This is a genomic window from Microbacterium sp. H6 (genome assembly GCF_003314775.1).
Taxonomy (GTDB): Bacteria; Actinomycetota; Actinomycetes; order Actinomycetales; family Microbacteriaceae; genus Microbacterium; species Microbacterium oxydans.
In genome coordinates this window covers 70177-88867 of record NZ_QOAY01000034.1, presented here as the reverse complement: position 1 = coordinate 88867, position 18691 = coordinate 70177, and the positions used below count along the sequence as shown (strand labels likewise).

The 18691-nt window shown below is 68.4% G+C and carries 17 protein-coding genes and 1 pseudogene; 12 read left to right on the top strand and 6 right to left on the bottom strand.

The genetic code is table 11. The features are described from left to right. Both DSP71_RS22935 and DSP71_RS02165 read right to left on the bottom strand, forming a co-directional pair. Positions 1-904, bottom strand: a pseudogene (locus DSP71_RS22935) (DNA polymerase Y family protein); the annotation flags it as partial. Further along, positions 901-1689: a hypothetical protein gene (locus tag DSP71_RS02165; protein ID WP_113680243.1), complete on the bottom strand. Its 789-nt coding sequence runs from the start codon at positions 1687-1689 to the stop codon at positions 901-903. The gene DSP71_RS02165 and the pseudogene DSP71_RS22935, both read right to left, overlap by 4 nt. A gap of 127 nt (positions 1690-1816) precedes the next feature. Here DSP71_RS02165 and DSP71_RS02160 point away from each other — a divergent pair, with 127 nt between their 5' ends. The 6 genes from DSP71_RS02160 (at position 1817) to DSP71_RS02135 (ending at position 6218) form a co-directional block, all read left to right on the top strand. Next, positions 1817-2287, top strand: a complete 471-nt coding sequence (locus DSP71_RS02160) for an A24 family peptidase (RefSeq protein ID WP_113680242.1) — start codon at positions 1817-1819, stop codon at positions 2285-2287. Between the two features lie 49 nt (positions 2288-2336). Next, the gene (locus DSP71_RS02155; RefSeq protein WP_046749348.1) at positions 2337-2549 is read left to right on the top strand and encodes a hypothetical protein; all 213 of its coding nucleotides are present in this window, start codon (positions 2337-2339) and stop codon (positions 2547-2549) included. Then, positions 2542-3156 carry a CYTH domain-containing protein gene (locus DSP71_RS02150; RefSeq protein WP_113680241.1) on the top strand — a complete coding sequence of 205 codons (615 nt, stop codon included), beginning with the start codon at positions 2542-2544 and terminating at the stop codon, positions 3154-3156. Before DSP71_RS02155 ends, DSP71_RS02150 begins: the two co-directional genes overlap by 8 nt. 62 nt (positions 3157-3218) lie before the next feature. Beyond that, positions 3219-4379, top strand: coding sequence for a type III polyketide synthase (locus tag DSP71_RS02145; protein ID WP_218867898.1), 1161 nt, complete (start codon positions 3219-3221; stop codon positions 4377-4379). Beyond that, positions 4376-5113: a methyltransferase domain-containing protein gene (locus DSP71_RS02140; RefSeq protein ID WP_113680240.1), complete on the top strand. Its 738-nt coding sequence runs from the start codon at positions 4376-4378 to the stop codon at positions 5111-5113. Before DSP71_RS02145 ends, DSP71_RS02140 begins: the two co-directional genes overlap by 4 nt. Next, on the top strand, positions 5100-6218 hold the full coding sequence (locus DSP71_RS02135) for an NAD(P)/FAD-dependent oxidoreductase (RefSeq protein WP_113680239.1): 1119 nt from the start codon (positions 5100-5102) through the stop codon (positions 6216-6218). The genes DSP71_RS02140 and DSP71_RS02135 overlap by 14 nt, the downstream gene beginning before the upstream one ends. Positions 6219-6284: 66 nt before the next feature. Here DSP71_RS02135 and lpdA read toward each other — a convergent pair whose 3' ends face one another. Both lpdA and DSP71_RS02125 read right to left on the bottom strand, forming a co-directional pair. Next, complete coding sequence (lpdA, locus tag DSP71_RS02130; RefSeq protein ID WP_046749343.1) at positions 6285-7682, bottom strand: dihydrolipoyl dehydrogenase; 1398 nt, start codon at positions 7680-7682, stop codon at positions 6285-6287. A 9-nt stretch (positions 7683-7691) separates the two neighbouring features. Then, on the bottom strand, positions 7692-8342 hold the full coding sequence (locus tag DSP71_RS02125; protein ID WP_113680238.1) for a copper resistance CopC family protein: 651 nt from the start codon (positions 8340-8342) through the stop codon (positions 7692-7694). 100 nt (positions 8343-8442) lie between these two features. Here DSP71_RS02125 and DSP71_RS02120 point away from each other — a divergent pair, with 100 nt between their 5' ends. From DSP71_RS02120 to DSP71_RS02110, 3 genes are all read left to right on the top strand, one after another. Further along, on the top strand, positions 8443-8928 hold the full coding sequence (locus tag DSP71_RS02120) for an FHA domain-containing protein (protein WP_046749341.1): 486 nt from the start codon (positions 8443-8445) through the stop codon (positions 8926-8928). Next, the gene (locus DSP71_RS02115; RefSeq protein WP_046749340.1) at positions 8928-9614 is read left to right on the top strand and encodes a MerR family transcriptional regulator; all 687 of its coding nucleotides are present in this window, start codon (positions 8928-8930) and stop codon (positions 9612-9614) included. Before DSP71_RS02120 ends, DSP71_RS02115 begins: the two co-directional genes overlap by 1 nt. Before the next feature lie 99 nt (positions 9615-9713). Continuing rightward, positions 9714-10259 carry a MerR family transcriptional regulator gene (locus DSP71_RS02110; protein ID WP_046749339.1) on the top strand — a complete coding sequence of 182 codons (546 nt, stop codon included), beginning with the start codon at positions 9714-9716 and terminating at the stop codon, positions 10257-10259. A gap of 75 nt (positions 10260-10334) precedes the next feature. On the opposite strand, the gene DSP71_RS02105 is transcribed toward DSP71_RS02110, so the two are convergent. Then, positions 10335-11147 (bottom strand): ParA family protein, encoded by an 813-nt coding sequence (locus tag DSP71_RS02105; protein ID WP_046749338.1) that lies wholly within the window; start codon positions 11145-11147, stop codon positions 10335-10337. A 93-nt stretch (positions 11148-11240) separates the two neighbouring features. Here DSP71_RS02105 and DSP71_RS02100 point away from each other — a divergent pair, with 93 nt between their 5' ends. From DSP71_RS02100 to def, 3 genes are all read left to right on the top strand, one after another. Continuing rightward, positions 11241-14648 (top strand): pyruvate carboxylase, encoded by a 3408-nt coding sequence (locus DSP71_RS02100; RefSeq protein WP_113680237.1) that lies wholly within the window; start codon positions 11241-11243, stop codon positions 14646-14648. A gap of 65 nt (positions 14649-14713) precedes the next feature. After that, a complete protein-coding gene (locus DSP71_RS02095; RefSeq protein ID WP_113680236.1) occupies positions 14714-16399 on the top strand; it encodes a MinD/ParA family protein in 1686 nt (561 codons plus the stop codon). Beyond that, complete coding sequence (gene def / locus DSP71_RS02090) at positions 16399-16890, top strand: peptide deformylase (protein ID WP_113680235.1); 492 nt, start codon at positions 16399-16401, stop codon at positions 16888-16890. Before DSP71_RS02095 ends, def begins: the two co-directional genes overlap by 1 nt. A gap of 55 nt (positions 16891-16945) precedes the next feature. On the opposite strand, the gene DSP71_RS02085 is transcribed toward def, so the two are convergent. Then, a partial coding sequence (locus tag DSP71_RS02085) for a long-chain fatty acid--CoA ligase (RefSeq protein WP_258546212.1) occupies positions 16946-18691 on the bottom strand: 1746 nt, incomplete at its 5' end.

The window sequence follows — 18691 nt, the reverse complement described above, 5'->3', positions numbered from 1 at the left end:
AGGCGTCGAAACAGGTCGGATGCAGCCAGGACCGGGAGAAGACGGCGCCGTTGTCGTCGGTCAGATCGATCCGCACCTCCGTGCAGACGAGGGAGGCGTCGCCCAGAGCGAGCATCACCGCGTCCGCCGTCTGACGCACCGCGAAGGCCACCTGGTCCGTTCCCCCCAGCGGGGAGTCGAACTCGATGGCCCGCACCAGCTCCGGATCGGGCGGGCGCGGCGTCAGCGGACGGGAGTCGGCACCGGCGGCGAGGGCGTGCAAGCGGGCGCCGTGCTCGCCGAAACGGTCGCGCACGTCGAGCGCGGTGAGGGATGCGAATTCACCGAGCGTGCGCACGCCGAGCCTGACGAGGAGTCCGGCGATCTGCTCGTCGCGCAGCACCTGGACGGGATACGGTGCCAGGAACTCTCCGGACGCCCCCTGCGGCACCACAGTGCAGGGTGCGGTGCCGCGCGCCGCGATCTCAGCCGTGAACGGGCCGTCGGCGACGCCGACCCGCACCTCGGGGAACCCTGCATCGGCCAGGACGGCGGTGAGGGCTTCGGCGGCTTCCGCCTCTCCTCCGTGATAGCGGGAGATGCCTCTGGCGCGGAGGATCGCGAGTCCCGGTCGCAGCAGCGTGACCCCTGGCGCATGCTTCTCGATCAGGTGCAGCACCGGCAGGAAGGCCCGCTCGTCGCGGTCGGGGTCGTGGGAGAGCACGCGCAAAGAGGCGAGGTGCCCCTGCGCGATCCTGCGGCGCTGACCGGTGCGCACACCGTGCTCCCTGGCGGACGCGGTGCAGGCGACGATCGTGTTCGCCTGCACCAGGGCGGTGGGCGGGTGCGGGGGAGCGATGCCGAGCGCCGCCCGCATCGGCCAATCGGGGAACCACAGCACCAGCACACGGAGCGGGCTTTTCATCCGGCTTCCGCCCATCGCAGGAGCTCAGGTGGCGGGGATCCGCTCGATATGGCGGTCTCCGGAGCGAGCGCCGGCAGCGCGGTGAGCTCGGCTCCGACGGTCTCGACCGCACCATGTCCTCCTGGCAGCTGCACGCGCACGCTCGACGGACGAGGGCTGTGCCGTGTCCGGGCGGTCACCGTGACCGTGCAGTCCGAGAGCAGTCCCCATCCGGCGCCGAGTCCGTGCCAGTGCGGGTCATGCAGGCGTATGGTTCCTTCGCTCTGTGGCCAGCGCTCCGCCCCCGGTGTCTCGGTGACGAGGAGTGTGCAACCGCGATCGCGCAGACGAGCGCTCAACCGGGCGACATCGGCGTCTCGTGCGCGTGAGCCGGGGGAGACGACGATCAGGGGCACGACCTCGGCCAGAGCGGATGTCGCGGCGAGCCAGCGATCTCCCGGCGTCGGTACGAGGATCAGGCGGGCGAGGTCGATGCCGAATGCGGCTGCGGCTTCCACGCCGAGGGTCGGCATGCCGACCACGGCGCACCACAGCCCCTTCTGCGACGCGGCGCCGAGCAGCGCGAGGACGAGGCTGGGTGAAGGGGACACGGAGTAGGAGGTGCCGGTCTGCAGTCCCCCTTCCGGAAGGAGTGAGGCGAAAGCAGGGTCGAGGGGCAGCAGCGCCTGTTCGCTGCGCCGTCGTTGCATCCGGCTGATCTCGCGACGCAGCCGCAGCACTTCTCCCGCACGGGAGTCGCCCGTGGGGGAGAGCGAGGCGATTGCGTCGAGCCCGATCACCTGCATCCTTTCTCGAAGATATATTCTAATATAACAAGTCGTCTGATCGACGATAGTTCGTACATCGGACATTCGCCAGGGGGTTGTCCACAGGCTGTCGGAGAGTGCTCCCTCGATCTCCTAACCTGCCGGGATGGACATCCGGCTCACGCTCATCGCGCTCGTGCATGCTGCCTTGATCGGTGTCGGAGGCTGGCTCATCGTGATCGACGCCCGCACTCACCGTCTCCCCGATCGGATCGTGATGCCGACGCTCGGTGTCCTCCTGGTGCTCGTGTCGATCGATGCTCTCGCCGCAGGGCAGTGGGCGTCGTCCGTGCGCGCCGCTATCGGCCTTGTGGTCCTCGGTGGTTTCTATGCCGTGCTGCGGATGGTCAGCCGCGCGGGGATGGGCGGGGGAGACGTGAAGCTCGCCGCCGTCATCGGCCTGGTGCTGGGATGGCACGGCTGGCAGGCGCTGATGATCGGGGCGGCCTCGGCATTCGTGCTGGGCGCGCTCTATGCGCTGGTGCTCATCCTGCTGCGCAGAGCCGACGGAGCGACCCGCATCGCCTTCGGGCCCTGGATGATCGCCGGCGCCCTGCTCGGAGTCGCCTTCGGCTGAACCCGCACGCCTCGCCCGCATTCCGCGACGACGGGGCTACCCTGAGCACATGGCACTCGCACGACTTCACGGCGGCCCGCTCGACGGGCAGATCATCCCCCTCGGCGACGCGGACGACAAGCTGATCGTCCCCTACAGCGAGACGCAGGTGGTGTACAACCGCCGCGGCGAACCGCAGAACACCGGAGAGGGCGACGGTCCCACCGAGGTCGACTACTGGTTCGAGGAGTCGCTCGAGGACCTCACCCTCGAGGATGACTGAGCCGTCCCGCACGGTCGAGGTCGAGCGCAAGTACGACGTCGACCTCGAGACCCCGTTGCCCCGGTGGGAGAGGATCCCCGGCGTCGAGGCGGTCAGCACCGGAGAGGTCCGCGCCCTGGACGCCCGGTACTTCGACACCGCTGACGGCACTCTCTCGCGTGCCGGAGTGGCGCTGCGTCGTCGCACCGGCGGCCCCGACGAGGGCTGGCACGTGAAGGGCCCGCGACAGGGAGACGGTCGACTCGAACTCGGCTGGCCGCTGGGAGAGGGCGACACGCTCCCTCCCGCCGTGGCCGAGACCATCTCCGAATGGACGACAGCTCCGCTCACCCCGCTCGCCCGGATCGAGAACGACCGCACCGCCTATCTGCTCAGCGGCCCGCACGGGGTGGTCGCCGAGTTCGTCGACGATCGGGTGCGAGCGACCGATCTGCGCGGGAACGTGACGCGCGAATGGCGTGAATGGGAGATGGAACTCGGTCCAGCCGCGCCCACCGATGAGGCGGGACGCACCGCGTTCTTCGACGCGGTGGAGCAGGCGGTGGCTGCTGCCGGAGGCACGGAGTCGGCGTCGGGGTCGAAGCTCGCCAGAGCTCTCGGCGTCTAGGGCGGACAGCGCTCGGGCGCAACCCCTTCCCCCCGAGCGGTGCGCAGTGCTTGAGTGACACCATGAGCCGAACGCCTGTGCTTCGATCGCTGCAGACGATCGTCCCCGACACCGTTCTCGTGCAGGAGCAGGTGCGTGACGTCTTCGCACAGCAGCCCGACCTGGGAAGACTCGCGCAACGGATCGTCACGACCTCGTTCAACGTCTCGGGCATCGACACCCGCCACACGGTGATCGATGAGCTGTCACCCGATTCGGACGTCACCGACCCCGTCTTCTTCGACCGCCGAACGGGCATGCTGCTCGCTCCGGGCACGAAAGCGCGCAACGACTTCTACACCCGTGAGGCCACCGTGCTCTTCGTCGAGGCCGCGCGGCGGGCGATCGACGCCGACCCCGACCTCCGCCCCGCCGATGTGACACACGTCATCACGGTCTCCTGCACCGGGTTCCACGCCCCTGGTCCCGAGTACGAGATCGTGCGCGCGCTCGGCCTCCCCGATGCCGTGCAGCGCTTCCACTTCGGATTCATGGGCTGCTATGCGTCGATGCCGGCGCTCCGGGCCGCGAGTCAGTTCTGCGCCGCGGACGAGAACGCGGTCGTCCTGGTCGTGAGCGTCGAACTGTGCACCCTTCACCTTCGCACCTCGGAGAACCCCGACACGATCGTCGCGTCTTCGCTGTTCGCCGACGGTGCGGCCGCCGGAATCGTCACGGCACGCGACCTTCCCTCCCCGGTTCCCGCCCTGCGCCTGGATCGCTTCCACACCGCGATCGCGCCGGAGGGCGAGAAGGACATGGCCTGGACGATCGGAGACACCGGTTTCGAGATGATCCTCTCCACGGCCGTCCCGCAGATCATCGGCGAGACCATCATCGGTGCGCTCCGGCCGCTGTACAGTCCGGAAGAGGACCTCGGGCAGGCCTTCGAAGGCGGCGGCGTGGGGGAAGCCGTGCAGCATTGGGCCATCCATCCGGGCGGACGCAGCATCCTCGACAAGGTGCAGGAGCGGCTGAACCTCAGCGACGCTCAACTGCACCCGGCCAGGGAGGTGCTGCGGAACAACGGCAACATGTCCAGCGCGACCGTGCTGTTCATCCTGAAACGGATCCTCGAGGAGGAGGGTGCCCGTGCCGGTGACCGCGTCTCCGCGATGGCTTTCGGGCCGGGGCTGACCGCCGAGAGCGCGCTGATGACCGTCGTGGCACCGCCTCGTTCATGACCCGGCCTCTCACGACGCGGGACGTCGACACCCGCGAGTTGATGGACGACCCGGACGCCGATGCACGGATGCTGGCCCGGACCTATGGGCGGTTCGGGTTCGTGAACGCTCTGGTCTCCCGCCCGGGTAGCCTCTACCGGCGTGACGTCCGGCCACGGGCCGCGCACGCCAGGGAGCAGTCGCGCGCCTTGCGTATCCTCGACGTCGGTGCGGGTGGGGGAGATCTCTGTCGGCTGCTCGCCTGGAGACTGCGTCGGGACGGCTTCGATGCAGAGGTCACCGCGCTCGACGCCGACGTGCGGGCGATCCGCTGGGCATCGGCGCACGATCGCGGCGCGGGCATCCGCTACCGTCGTGCCCTCACGACCGAGCTGGTGGCTGCGGGAGAGATCTACGACATGGTGCTGTCCAATCACGTGCTGCATCATCTCGACGATGCCGAGCTGCGGACGGTGCTCGACGACTCCGTGCGGCTCGTCGCTCCCGGCGGGATGGTCTCGCACCGTGACATCGCCCGGAGCCGCACCGCTCATGCGCTGTTCTCCGCGGCCACCTGGACGATCTCGAGCACCCTCCTCGCGGACTCGTTCATCCGTGAGGACGGTCTCATCAGCATCCGCCGCTCGTACACGACGGCCGAGCTCAGGGCGATCGCTCCTCCCGGATGGGTCGTCCGCGGCGGCGTGCCCTCTCGACTGGAGCTGCGGTGGGTGGGAGCGCATGCCCGAACATGACGTCCTGATCGTCGGTGCGGGTCCTGTCGGTCTGCTGCTGGCCTGTCTGTTGGCGCAGGAGGGGCTGCGGGTGACGATCTGCGAGCGGCGGACGGGGACCGACGACCGGACCAGAGCCATCGGCATCCACCGTCCCGGCCTGGATGCCCTGGACGCGGCAGGGGTCGGCGGCGAGGTGCGGGCGGAGGCGCTGCGACTCGCGGGCGGCGAGGTGCGTAGCCGTCGGCGGACTCTGGCGACGCTGACCTTCGACCGCGACCGCCCGGTCCTGGTGCTTCCGCAACCTCACACGGATGCGGTGCTGCGCGCCCGTCTGCGCGCGCTCGCTCCCGACGCTCTGGTCGTCGGCTGCGAGGTGCGCGAGGTGCGCCAGACCAATGACGAGGTCGTCGTCGCGACGGAGACGATCGAAGGATCACGCGAGGTCACCGCATCGATGGTGGTGGTCGCCGACGGGGTGCGGAGCCGACTGCGCGGTGACCTGCGGATCGGCTGGCGTCCTCGGCCGGGGCGCGGGTCGTATTCGATGCTCGACGTGCACGACGAGACTCCGGATGACCGCGCGATCCTGCACTGCGAGCCGGATGGACTCGTCGAGTGCTTCCCGCTGCCGGGTGGGCGGCGCCGATGGGTGGTGAGGGAGGGGGACGAGGGGGTCGGTTCCGCAGCGGGCTTCCGCACGGCCGTCCGGCAGCGCACCGGGATCGACCTCGAGCTCCCGGTGGGCGCGCAACCGGCGTCGTTCGTCGCCGCGCAGCACATGGCCACACGGGTGCATCGGGGGAGGGCCGTGCTCCTGGGCGATGCCGCGCACGAGGTCAGCCCGATCGGAGGGCAGGGGATGAACCTGGGGTGGGCCGACGCCGTGCGCCTCGCCGAGCAGCTCGTCCGTTCCCTCCCGACACGGGTTCCCGACCTCGCCGCCTACGACCATCGCGTGCGCCGGGCTGCCGCCATGGCCGGACGACGCTCGAGGTTCTACATGTCGATGGGCGCGCCGGCGCCGGCTGCGGTCGTGCAGGGCAGGGAGCTGGTGATGCGCGCCCTCGGTTCGGCGCCGTTGCGGGGCTGGACGACGGGTCTGCTCACGATGCGCGGGATCTGACGCCGGCTCCGGGATGCAGAAGGCCCGGTCCGCTGTGCGCGGACCGGGCCTTCTGCGGAGTCTCGATCAGAAGTTGATCATGTGGCCTGCGAGGCCGTGGAAGCCCTCCTGCAGCGCCTCCGACAGCGTCGGGTGCGTGTGCACGTTGCGGGCCAGCTCGAGAGCCGTGAGGTCCCACTTCTGTGCGAGCGTCAGCTCGGGGAGGAGCTCCGACACATCGGGGCCGATCATGTGCGCGCCGATGAGCTCGAGGTGCTCGGCGTCGGCGATCAGCTTGACGAAGCCGACCGGCTCGCCGAGGCCGTGTGCCTTGCCGTTCGCCATGAACGGGAAGGTCGCGACCTTGATCTCGCGTCCCTCGTCCTTGGCCTGCTGCTCGGTGAGGCCGAACGAGGCGACCTGCGGGGAGCAGAACGTCGCACGCGGCATCATGCGGTAGTCGCCCAGCGTCTGGGTCTCGGCGCCGCCGATGGTCTCGGCCGCGACCACACCCTGGGCCTCGGCCACGTGGGCGAGCTGCAGCTTGGCGGTCACATCGCCGATCGCGTAGATGCCCTCCACATTGGTGCGCATGTGGTCGTCGATGTCGATCGCGCCGCGCTCGGTCAGCTTCACGCCGGTCTTCTCCAGGCCGAAGCCCTCGATGTTCGGGGCGAACCCGACCGACATGAGAACCTTGCCGGCCTCGATCGACGACTGCTGTCCGTCCTTGCCGGTGTAGGTGACGGTGACGGACGAGCCGTTGTCGACGACCGACTCGACCTTGGTCGAGGTGAGGATGTCGACGCCGTAGTTCTTGTACTGCTTCGTGATCTCCTTCGACACGTCCGCATCCTCGTTGGGGAGTGCGCGGTCGAGGAACTCGATGATGGTCACCTTGACGCCGTAGTTCGTCAGGACGTAGGCGAACTCCATGCCGATGGCGCCGGCGCCGACGATGACGATCGACTCGGGCAGGTCCCGGGTCATGATCTGCTCTTCGTAGGTGACGACGTTCTCGCTGAGCGTGACGCCGGGGAGCAGACGCACCTTGGAGCCGGTGGCGATGATCACGTTGTCGAACGTGACCTCTTCGGTGGAGCCGTCGGCCTTGGCGACCGAGATCGCCTTGGGGCCGGTGAAGGTGCCGCGACCGTTGTACTCGGTCACCTTGTTCTTCTTCATCAGGAAGTGGATGCCCTTGACGCGACCCTCCGCGACCTCGCGGCTGCGGTCGAACGCCTTGCCGAAGTCGATCGTGAACTCGCCGGAGATCCCGAAGAAGTCGGCCTTGTGGTTCAGGGTGTGCGCGAGCTCCGCGTTCTTCAGGAGCGCCTTGGAGGGGATGCAGCCGACGTTGAGGCAGACACCACCCCAGTACTTCTCCTCGATGATGGCGGTGGAGAGACCGAGCTGCGCGCTGCGAACCGCAGCGACGTATCCGCCAGGACCTGCACCAAGGATGACGACGTCGTAGTGTGGCATGCCTTAAGCCTATCGCTCCGACGGGGTGTCGGAATCGGTCGCGGCCGCGCCTCGGCGGCGGCTCATGACGATCCAGACGACCACGCCGGCGACCACGAGCACAGCGAGGATCGCGACGATCCAGATCGCCGCCGATCCACCCGCCTCGTCATCCGCGTTCGCGGTCGGCGTGCTCGTCACCTCGGGGGATGCCGTCTGCTCCGCGGTCGGCGCGGCCGTCGTCGGTGCGGCGCTGGGCTCCTCCGTGGCGGCTCCTTCGTCCCCCACGGTCACGGTGAAGGAGTACTCGCCGGAGGTGGGGTGCCCGTCGCTCGACACGACCTTCCAGATCACGTGATAGGCACCGGCCGGTCCCGCGCCCTGCAGGGGCTGCGTGACGATCGCACCGTCGACCGTCGCCGGCCCGTCCGTGATCGGGTTCCCCGCGGGGTCGGTCACGACGACCTCGGTCGCGCCCTCGCCGCCGATCAGCTTCGCGCTGAAGGTGAGGGTCAGCGTGTCGGGGACCGTCTCGACCGACTCGTCGGCTGCCGGTGACGACGAGACGAGCGCGTCGTGCGCCGAGGCCGACAGCGGGGAGAGGAACACGAGGAAGGCGGCGAGCAGGGTCGTGGCGAGGGCGATCGGTGCGGCCGAGCGGCTCAGAGCTTTGGTCTTCACGAGTACAGCCTATGAATCCTCGGTATGGGACGGCTGAGTGTGGATGCGCCCTCCCGCGAGCCCCTCGGCATCCGTTAGTCTGGACAACCAGGAGGGCACAGTGACTGACAGCGACAGCCGACCGGCCGGAGAAGCCGCGATCCACCGTTCCGGTGAGCAGAGACACGACGTGACGCAGACGTTCGGACACGATTCCGATCTGTCCTTCGTGCCGTTCGGTGTGGAGCTCACCGACGTCGAGCAGACGGCCATCGCCGCGCTGCCTGCAGGATCGGCTCTTCTGCTGGTCCGTTCCGGCGCTCTCGCCGGGGCGCGGTACCTCCTCGACACCGATGTGACGACCGTGGGTCGCCACCCCGAGGCCGACATCTTCTTCGACGATGTGACCGTCTCCCGTCGGCATGCGGAGATCACCCGCACGGGATCGACGTTCGAGATCATCGACCAGCGCTCGCTCAACGGCACCTATGTCAACGGTGAGCGCGTCGACCGCAGCACTCTGGCTGACGGCTCCGAACTCCGCGTCGGCAAGTTCCGTCTGAACTTCTTCGCCTCCCCGCAGGACCGCCAGGCGGCGAACGCCTGATGGCGGCCTCTCCCGCCCGCGAACGCTCTGCGTCCGCGGGCCTGCTGAGTATCGGTCAGGTGCTCGCGAGGCTCACCCCGGAGTTTCCCGACCTGACCTCCAGCAAACTGCGGTTCCTCGAGGTGCAGGGCATCGTCAGTCCTTCTCGCACGGACTCCGGCTACCGGAAGTTCTCGGCGTCCGACATCGAGCGTCTCCGTCTCGGGCTCACCCTGCAGCGCGATCACTACCTTCCGTTGAGCGTGATCCGCGAGCAACTCGACGAGGCCGATGCCGCCGGGGACTCGACCCCGCTGCTGCCACCGCCGTCCATCGCCCCGTCGCCCCGTCGCTATCGCCGAGACGAACTCCTCGCCGCGGCGGGAGCGGGACCGCAGCTTCTCAACGACGCGATCAGCACAGGGGTCATCACCGCGCAGGAGAGCTATCCCGAGGCGACCGTGACGCTGCTGCGCGGCCTGGTCGCGCTCGACCGCCACGGCATCGAGCCACGGCACCTGCGCTCGCTGCGTCAGGGCGCCGAACGTGAGGTCGCCCTGATCGAATCCGCCATGTCCGCGCTGCTGCGCCGGACCGACGCCGCGTCACGGGCGAAGGCCAGCGAACTCGCCCCCGAACTGGCCTCGCGCATCGACGAGGTGCGATCGCTCTTCGTCAAGGATGCGCTCTCGCGCGTGCTTTCGTAACGAACTGATTGCGACACACCTTCGCGGCCTCACGGATGTGATTGCCGGTGCCCTGGCACTGCTCTACCGTGGAAGAAACCGTTCCAGAGAGGATTTCAGATGAATGCGGATGAGCTCGCAGGCGACCCGCGGTTCGTACCCGAACTCCTCTTCACCGACGGACTCCCGGCCATGGATGACGAGGTCGGCTACCGTGGTGCGGTCGCAGCGCGTGCCGCCGGTATCACCTACCGTCAGCTCGACTACTGGGCGCGCACCGAGCTGGTCGAGCCCACCGTGCGCGGCGCGAACGGCTCCGGCTCGCAGCGTCTCTACGGCTTCCGTGACATCCTCGTCCTCAAGCTGGTGAAGAGCCTTCTCGACACCGGCATCTCGCTGCAGCAGATCCGCACGGCCGTCGAAGAGCTCCGGCGTGCCGGTATCCGCGACCTGGCCGGAACCACGCTCATGAGCGACGGAGCCTCGGTCTACCTCTGCACGTCGAACGACGAGGTCATCGACCTCGTCAGCCGCGGGCAGGGTGTGTTCGGCATCGCCGTCGGCAAGGTCCTCCGCGAGGTGGAGTCGACGCTCGTCTCCTTCGACGCGACGGCGCCCGACCCGGTCGACGAGCTGTCGGCGCGCCGGACCAAGCGCTCGGCGTGATACAGCGCCTCACCCACAGACAGAAAACGGCCGTCCTCGAAGAGGGCGGCCGTTTCGCTGTATGCGTCGGACGTGTCAGCTCTGCTGACCGCTCTCGGGCACGGCGATGCGTCCGGTGCGGATGATGCGGTCGAGCAGCTGGTCGAAGTCGGCGGCGAGTTCCTGAGCGGAGTCGCCCGGCCAGATGTGCAGGGGCTTGGCGGCGCCCTGCGCCTGCTGCAGAGACGTGCGTTCCGGAAGCTGGGGGGAGAGCACGAGAGGGCCGAACATGTCGCGGAGCTCCTTGATGCGGAACTGGTGCTCGATGGACTGCGGACGCACGCGGTTCACCACGATGCCGAGCGGCTGGAGTCGCGGCGAGAGACCGCGGCGGATCTCCTCGATCGCGCGGAGGGCACGGTCGGCTGCGGCGACGGAGAAGAGGCCGGGCTCGGTGACGACCATGACGCGGTCGCTCGCCGCCCACGCCGTGCGGGTCAGGGCATTCAGCGACGGTGCGCAGTCGACGAGCACGAGGTCGTACTCGGACTCGACGGATGCGAGAGCCTCCTCCAGCTTCCACACGTCGCGCACGCTCGGGTGCGGGCCGTCGAAATTGATCGCGGAGGGACTGCCGATGAGGACATCGATCGTCCCGGGGTGCACCTTCGCCCACCCGCTGGACGTGATCGCCTGACGGACGACCTTCTCCTTCGGGTTCGCCAGGACATCGGCGATGTTGAGTCGTCCGGCCACCTGGATGTCCATCCCGGTGGAGACGTCGGACTGCGGGTCGAGGTCGACGACGAGCGTCCGGACTCCTCGGGCGAAAGCCGCTGAGGCCAGCCCGAGTGTCACGGTCGTCTTGCCGACGCCTCCCTTGAGAGAGCTGACGCTGAGTACGTGCACGGAGACAACGTTACCTTCCCCTAGGCTGGGGGAACACTCAGCCCCGCCCCATGCGCATCGAAAAAGCTGCGCATCGAGCTTCCAGAGGTGTGCATGTTCCAGAAGATCCTTGTGGCGAATCGCGGCGAGATCGCGATCCGCGCCTTCCGTGCGGCAGTCGAAGTGGGAGCGCGCACCGTCGCGGTGTTCCCTTACGAAGATCGCGGCTCCGTGCATCGGCTGAAGGCCGATGAGGCCTATGAGATCGGCGAACGCGGTCATCCCGTCCGCGCCTACCTCGACGTCGACGAGATCATCCGGGTCGCGCTGGAGTCCGGCGCCGATGCGATCTACCCCGGGTACGGGTTCCTCTCCGAGAACCCGGAGCTCGCCGAGAAGGCCGCAGCGAACGGCATCGTGTTCATCGGCCCACCCTCGAATGTGCTCGAGATGGCGGGGAACAAGGTCGAGGCGAAGCGGCACGCGGTCGAGGCCGGAGTGCCGGTGCTGCGATCCACAGAAGCCTCCGACGACGTCGATGCACTCGTCGCCCAGTCGGCGGAGATCGGCTTCCCGCTGTTCGCCAAGGCCGTGGCCGGTGGTGGAGGCCGCGGGATGCGTCGTGTCGAGACGGCAGGTGATCTCGCGCCCGCTCTCGCGGAGGCGATGCGGGAAGCTGCGAGCGCGTTCGGGGACGCCCGGATGTTCCTCGAGCAGGCGGTCGTGCGCCCTCGGCACATCGAGGTGCAGATCCTCGCCGACAAGACGGGTGAGACGGTCCACCTGTTCGAGCGCGACTGTTCGGTGCAGCGGCGCCACCAGAAGGTCGTGGAGATCGCTCCGGCGCCGAACCTCGACGACAGCGTGCGGACGGCGCTGCACGGCTACGCCGTGGCCTTCGCCCGGTCGATCGGCTACGAGAACGCGGGAACCGTCGAGTTCCTGCTGGAGACCGCGGGGGAGCGCACGGGCGAGGTCGTCTTCATCGAGATGAATCCGCGCATCCAGGTCGAGCACACGGTCACAGAGGAGGTCACCGACGTCGACCTCGTGCAGAGCCAGATGCGCATCGCCTCCGGCCAGACCCTCGCCGACCTCGGTCTGCAGCAGCAGAATCTGCACCTGCGCGGAGCGGCGCTCCAATGCCGGATCACGACGGAGGATCCCACTCAGGGATTCCGTCCTGACACCGGCAAGATCACCACCTACCGCTCGCCGGGAGGCGCCGGCATCCGTCTCGACGGCGGCACGGTGCACCAGGGCGCACAGATCAGCCCTCACTTCGACTCGATGCTCGCGAAGCTCACGTGCCGCGGTCGTGACTTCCCTGCGGCGGTCGCCCGCGCACGTCGAGCGCTCGCGGAGTTCCGCATCCGGGGTGTCTCCACCAACATCCCCTTCCTCCAGGCTCTCCTGGAAGATGACGCGTTCATCGCTGGTGACGTCAGCACGTCCTTCATCGATGAGCGTCCAGAGCTGCTGCGTGGCCGGGTTTCGAAGGACCGTGGAACGAAGCTGCTCAACTGGCTGGTCGACGTCACGGTGAACAAGCCGCACGGTGCACACCCCGGCGTCATCGATCCGGTCGCCAAGCTTCCTTCCGTCGATCTGACGACCGAGCCGGCTCCGGGCTCTCGCCAGAGGCTTCTCGAACGGGGACCGGAGGGTTTCGCCCGCAGTCTCCGTGCGCAGACGGCGCTGGCGATCACCGACACCACCTTCCGTGACGCGCATCAGTCCCTCCTCGCCACGCGTGTGCGCACGAAGGACCTCGTCGCCGCGGCTCCTTATCTCGCACGGCTGACTCCCGAGTTGCTGTCGGTCGAGGCGTGGGGAGGGGCGACATACGACGTCGCGCTGCGCTTCCTCGGCGAAGACCCCTGGGAGAGACTCGACAAGCTCAGGGCCGCGCTCCCGAACGTGGCGATCCAGATGCTGCTGCGCGGGCGCAACACGGTCGGATACACCCCGTACCCCACCGCGGTGACCGAGGCGTTCGTCGCCGAGGCGGCCGCCAGCGGGGTGGACATCTTCCGCATCTTCGACGCCCTCAACGACGTCGAGCAGATGCGTCCGGCGATCGAGGCCGTCCGCAACACGGGGACCGCCGTCGCCGAGGTCGCGCTCTGCTACACCGGTGACCTGCTCGATCCGGCAGAAGACCTCTACACGCTCGACTACTACCTGGGCCTGGCGGATCAGATCGTCGAAGCTGGCGCGCACATCATCGCCATCAAGGACATGGCTGGTCTGCTGCGACCCGCGGCGGCGGCCAAGCTGGTGACGGCGCTGCGCGAGCGCTTCGACCTGCCCGTGCATCTGCACACGCACGACACCCCCGGAGGCCAGCTCGCCACGCTTCTCGCCGCCAGCGCGGCCGGCGTCGACGCGGTGGACGCCGCATCGGCACCCCTCTCGGGGAGCACGAGCCAGCCCTCGCTGTCGTCCCTGGTGGCTGCGCTCTCCCACACGGAGCGCGACAGCGGCATCTCCCTGGGAGCGGTCTCCGACCTGGAGCCGTACTGGGAGGCGGTCCGTCGCCAGTATGCGCCTTTCGAGTCGGGACTGCCCGGACCCACGGGCCGTGTCTACCACCACGAGATCCCCGGCGGCCAGCTCTCCAACCTCCGGCAGCAGGCGAAGGCACTCGGTCTGGCCGACGACTTCGAACTCATCGAGGACATGTACGCCGCCGCGGACCGCATCCTCGGGCGGGTGCCCAAGGTCACGCCGTCGTCGAAGGTCGTCGGAGACCTCGCGCTCCATCTCGCGGCGGTGAAAGCCGATCCGGCCGACTTCGAGGCCAACCCCGAGAAGTACGACGTGCCGGACTCGGTCGTCGGATTCATGGCTGGTGAACTCGGCGACCTTCCCGGCGGATGGCCAGAGCCGTTCCGTACCAAGGTCCTCGCAGGACGGTCGGTGCGCACCGGGATCACGGCGATCACCGCGGACGATGAAGCAGCGCTCGGTGGCACCAGCTCTGAGCGCAGAGCGCGGCTCAACACCCTGCTGTTCCCTGCGCCGAGTGCGGAGTTCGCCGAGCGCCGTGAACTGTTCGGCGACCTCTCGGTGCTCGACACCAGCGACTACCTCTATGGCCTCGTCGCCGGCCAGGAGCATCAGGTCGAGATCGACCGGGGCGTGCGGCTCTACGTGGGACTCGAGGCCATCGGCGACGCGGATGACAAGGGCATGCGCACGGTCATGACCACCCTCAACGGGCAGCTTCGTCCGGTGTTCGTCCGTGATCGCGCGGTCAAGGTCGATGCGATCGAGGTGGAGAAGGCGGACACCTCGGTTCCCGGCCAGGTCGCCGCACCGTTCTCCGGTGTCGTCACGTTGAAGGCCGAGGTGGGGGCCACCGTGCACGCCGGTGAACCCGTCGCATCCATCGAGGCGATGAAGATGGAGGCGGCCATCACCGCACCCGTCGACGGTGTCATCGAGCGGCACGCCATCGCCGAGACGCAGCAGGTGGACGCCGGAGATCTTTTGGTCGTGATCCGCCCGGCGCACTAATCTTGTGCGGGCGAGGGCCGCGCATCCGTGCGCACCCGGGGCTCGCGCAGGCTTGGAGCGACATCGTGACACCGAAGAACACCACCGACCCCGAGGACGACTCGCTGGGGGTGCTCGACGAAGCCGCGTCTCTCGACACGGCCGGTATCGGCATCCTCGGCGGGACGGCCCAGGTCCGTGTGACCCTGCCCATGAACGAGGACGACGATCTCGCCGACGACGAGGTGATCGACGGCGAGGTCATCGGAGACCTCGTGATCGATCCGGTGCCTGCCGTCGAACAGGAGACGGCGTTTCCGGCGAAGACGAAGACGAAGCCGTTGCCCGAGGCACCCTCGATCGATGCGGCGTCGGCGGAGGAGCCGCCCGCAGAGCCCGATGTCGTCACCGGTGTGATCGATTCGCCCGTGATCGAGCCGATCGCGATCGATGCGACAGCGATCGGTTCGCGTCCGCATGCGGACGCCGTCATCGATGCCGTGATCGTCGATGACGAGGAGCCCGGCGACTCGATCGCCGACGCTCCCGACGCCGTTCGTGAGCGTGCTGCCGAGGAAGCGGCTGCCGCAGAAGAGACTGCCGAGGAAGAGGCTGCCGAGGAAGAGGCTGCGGCGCGTTTCCTCGCTCAGGCCCGGACCGAGACGACGGCATCTGCACCGGCACCCGCCGTGCGGACACCCGCTGAGAAGGAGACCACCGTGTCCATCCCCGAAGAGAGGCCCGTCGTGGCCCAGCCGGCACGCCCGGCGGGTCGCGCGGACGTGACACTCACGTCGAAGCGCCTGGATGAGCTGGGCGAATCCTCACGCGAATCCGCTGATCTGCTGACGGCAGACCGACTGCTCGATCCGCATCAGATCACCAAGCCCGAGCCTGAGGGAGCGTGGAGTCATCTGCTGTACGCGGTCTCCGGCCGGCGGATCAACATCGGCGACGGGCGCCGCGCGCGGGAGCGCAAAGCCCTTTCCGCACGGATCGCGGCGCCGATCGCGGGCGGAGCGCGCTTCGTGCCGGTGCTCTCCCGCAAGGGAGGGGTGGGCAAGACCACGATCACCGCGCTCCTGGGCATGGCCCTGGCCGATGCGCGTGAGGACCGGGTGATCGCGGTCGACGCGAACCCCGACCGTGGCACGCTCGCGGAGCGTATCGTGCGACCGAACCACAGCAAGTCGGTGCGCGACCTCGTCCGGATCCACGACGACGTCAGGGGTTACCACGACATCTCCGCGATCGTTGCGCGTGACGCGACACGCCTCGACGTCCTGGCCTCCGATGCCGACCCGCGCATCGCTGAGGCCTTCAGCGACAGCGACTACCGCGACGTCGCGGACGTCGCCGCTCACTACTACTCGCTCGTCCTCACCGACACGGGGACGGGGATCGTCCACTCGGTGATGTCGGCGACCCTCGACCTGGCGGATCAGATCGTCATCGTCTCGGGGCTCAGCGTGGACGAGGCGAGACTCGCATCCGAGACGCTCACGTGGCTCGAGACCAACGGGTACGCGGAGCAGGCGCGGGAGGCGATCGTCGTCCTCAATCAGTCCACGCCGGGCGCTCCGCTCGTGCGTCTGAACGAACTGCAGGCGCACTTCGCCACGCGGGCCAGGAGTGTCGTCCGCGTGCCGTACGACCCGCAGATCGCCGGGGGAGCGGCGATCGTGTTCGCCAACCTCCTGCCGGAGACACGGATCGCCGCCCGCGAACTCGCCGCGTTGCTCGTCGAGGGCCTCCGGGCGAAGGCCGCCTGATGGCCGTCCGCGAGATCCGCATCTTCGGCGACCCCGTCCTGCGCACGGTCTGCGCCCCGATCGAGGAGATCGACGACGGAGTGCGCGCCCTCGTCGCAGACCTGGTCGATACCGTCGAGCTCCCCGGGCGCGCAGGCGTGGCCGCGCCTCAGATCGGCGTCGCCCTGCGCGCGTTCAGTTACAACATCGACGGTGACATCGGATATGTCCTCAACCCCGTGCTGACCGAAGTCCGCGGCGAGCCCGAGCCGACGGGGGAGGGCTGCCTCTCGGTCCCCGGCCTGTGGCACGACGCGCAGCGCCATCCATGGGCACGCGTGGAGGGAATCGACCTCGACGGCAACCCGGTGGTCCTCGAAGGCGAGCGCCTCCTCGCCCAGGCTCTGCAGCACGAGACCGATCATCTGGACGGCAAGCTCTTCCTGACTCGCCTCGACCCGGAAACGCGCAAGATCGCGATGCGGGAGGTGCGGGAGAGTTCCTGGTTCTGATGAGCACACGAAGAAGGGCCCCGCACCTGCGGGGCCCTTCTTCGTGTGCTCAGGGTCAGCCGCCGATCGGCACGTTCGTGGTGGCGACGGGCTCGTCATAGATCGCGGCGATCTCGTCGGCGAAGTCGTTCATGATGATGTTGCGCTTGATCGAGAGCTTCGGCGTCAGGTGACCGGAGGCTTCCGTCCACTCGGAGTCGAGGATCGTGAACTTGCGGATCGACTCCGCGCGCGAGACACGGCCGTTCGCGGCATCGACCGCACGCTGCACCTCCGCGCGCACCGCCGCGTTCTTCGAAGCATCGGCGAGCGACATCGTGCCCTCGAGTCCGTTGTTCGCGAGCCATGTCGGGAGCATCTCGGGGTCGAGCGTCACCAGGGCCGAGATGAACGGACGCTGGTCGCCGACCACGACGACCTGCCCGATGATCGGGTTCGCGCGGATCGGGTCCTCGAGCGCGGCGGGTGCGACGTTCTTGCCGCCGGCGGTGACGATGATCTCCTTCTTGCGGCCGGTGATCGTCAGGAATCCCTCGGAGTCGAAGCTGCCGATGTCGCCCGTGTGGAACCAGCCGCCTTCGCTGAAGGCGTCGGCCGTCGCCTCCGGGTTGTTCCAGTACTCCTTGAACACGTTGATGCCGCGGACCTCGATCTCGCCGTCGTCGGCGAGACGCACACCGACGCCGGGGAGAGCGGGACCGACGGTGCCGATCTTCGACTTGTCCGCCAGGTTCACCGTCGCGGGGGCCGTCGTCTCCGTCAGGCCGTAGCCCTCGAGGATCACCACACCGAGGCTGTGGAAGAAGTGTCCGAGTCGTGAGCCCAGGGGAGCGGAGCCGGACACCGCGTAGACGACGTTGCCGCCCATGGCCTCACGGAGCTTGCTGTAGACGAGCTTGTTGAACAGCGCGAACTTGAGCTTCATGCCGAACGGGATCGGCTTGCCCTCCTCGAGCAGCTTCGAGTGCTCGACCGCGACCTCGGCGGCGGCGCGGAAGATCTTCCCCTTGCCCCCGGCTTCCGCCTTCTGCTCTGCCGAGTTGTAGACCTTCTCGAAGACGCGCGGCACGGCGAGGAGGAAGGTCGGCTTGAACGACCCGAGTGCAGGCAGGAGCTGGCGCGTGTCGGGCTGGTGCCCGGTGCGCACTCCGGCGTGGACATCGAGGATCGAGATGAATCGCGCGAACACGTGCGCGGTGGTGATGAAGAGGAGTGTGGATGCGCCGGGCGTCTGGACGACTTCGTCCAGTGCCTTCGCCGAGTTGCGCGACAGCTCGACGAAGTTGCTGTGCGTGAGGACGCATCCCTTCGGGCGGCCTGTGGACCCCGAGGTGTAGATGAGCGTCGCGATATCGGAACCGACAGCGAGGTTTCGCCGGCGCTCGATCTCGGAGTCGCTCACCGACGCGCCCTGGGCCGTCAGAGTGTCGATCGCTCCGAGGTGCAGCTGCCAGACTTCGCGGAGCAGCGGCAGGTCGCCGCGCACCTCGTCGACGCGGGCGAAATGCTCCGGCGACTCCACGATGAGCGCGATCGCACCGGAGTCTTCGAGGATCCACTGGATCTGCGAGGGGGAGCTGGTCTCATAGATCGGCACCATCACGGCGCCGGTATAGAACAACGCGAAGTCGACGAGGGTCCACTCGTATGTGGTGCGCGCCAGGAAGCCGACCTTCTCTCCGGGCTGGATGCCTGCTGCGGCGAAGCCCTTCGCGAGGGCGATCACCGCGGTCTGGAAGTCGGCGGCGGAGATGTCGCGCCACCCGTCTCCCTCCGGGACGGAGAACAACGCCCGATCCGG

Bases quoted from the DNA above. Each gene is read 5' to 3' on its own strand.
- DSP71_RS02165 (WP_113680243.1), bottom strand. From the start codon at position 1,689: ATGCAGGTGATCGGGCTCGACGCAATCGCCTCGCTCTCCCCCACGGGC.
- DSP71_RS02160 (WP_113680242.1), top strand. From the start codon at position 1,817: ATGGACATCCGGCTCACGCTCATCGCGCTCGTGCATGCTGCCTTGATC.
- DSP71_RS02155 (WP_046749348.1), top strand. From the start codon at position 2,337: ATGGCACTCGCACGACTTCACGGCGGCCCGCTCGACGGGCAGATCATC.
- DSP71_RS02150 (WP_113680241.1), top strand. From the start codon at position 2,542: ATGACTGAGCCGTCCCGCACGGTCGAGGTCGAGCGCAAGTACGACGTC.
- DSP71_RS02145 (WP_218867898.1), top strand. From the start codon at position 3,219: ATGAGCCGAACGCCTGTGCTTCGATCGCTGCAGACGATCGTCCCCGAC.
- DSP71_RS02140 (WP_113680240.1), top strand. From the start codon at position 4,376: ATGACCCGGCCTCTCACGACGCGGGACGTCGACACCCGCGAGTTGATG.
- DSP71_RS02135 (WP_113680239.1), top strand. From the start codon at position 5,100: ATGCCCGAACATGACGTCCTGATCGTCGGTGCGGGTCCTGTCGGTCTG.
- lpdA (WP_046749343.1), bottom strand. From the start codon at position 7,682: ATGCCACACTACGACGTCGTCATCCTTGGTGCAGGTCCTGGCGGATAC.
- DSP71_RS02115 (WP_046749340.1), top strand. From the start codon at position 8,928: ATGGCGGCCTCTCCCGCCCGCGAACGCTCTGCGTCCGCGGGCCTGCTG.
- DSP71_RS02110 (WP_046749339.1), top strand. From the start codon at position 9,714: ATGAATGCGGATGAGCTCGCAGGCGACCCGCGGTTCGTACCCGAACTC.
- DSP71_RS02100 (WP_113680237.1), top strand. From the start codon at position 11,241: ATGTTCCAGAAGATCCTTGTGGCGAATCGCGGCGAGATCGCGATCCGC.
- def (WP_113680235.1), top strand. From the start codon at position 16,399: ATGGCCGTCCGCGAGATCCGCATCTTCGGCGACCCCGTCCTGCGCACG.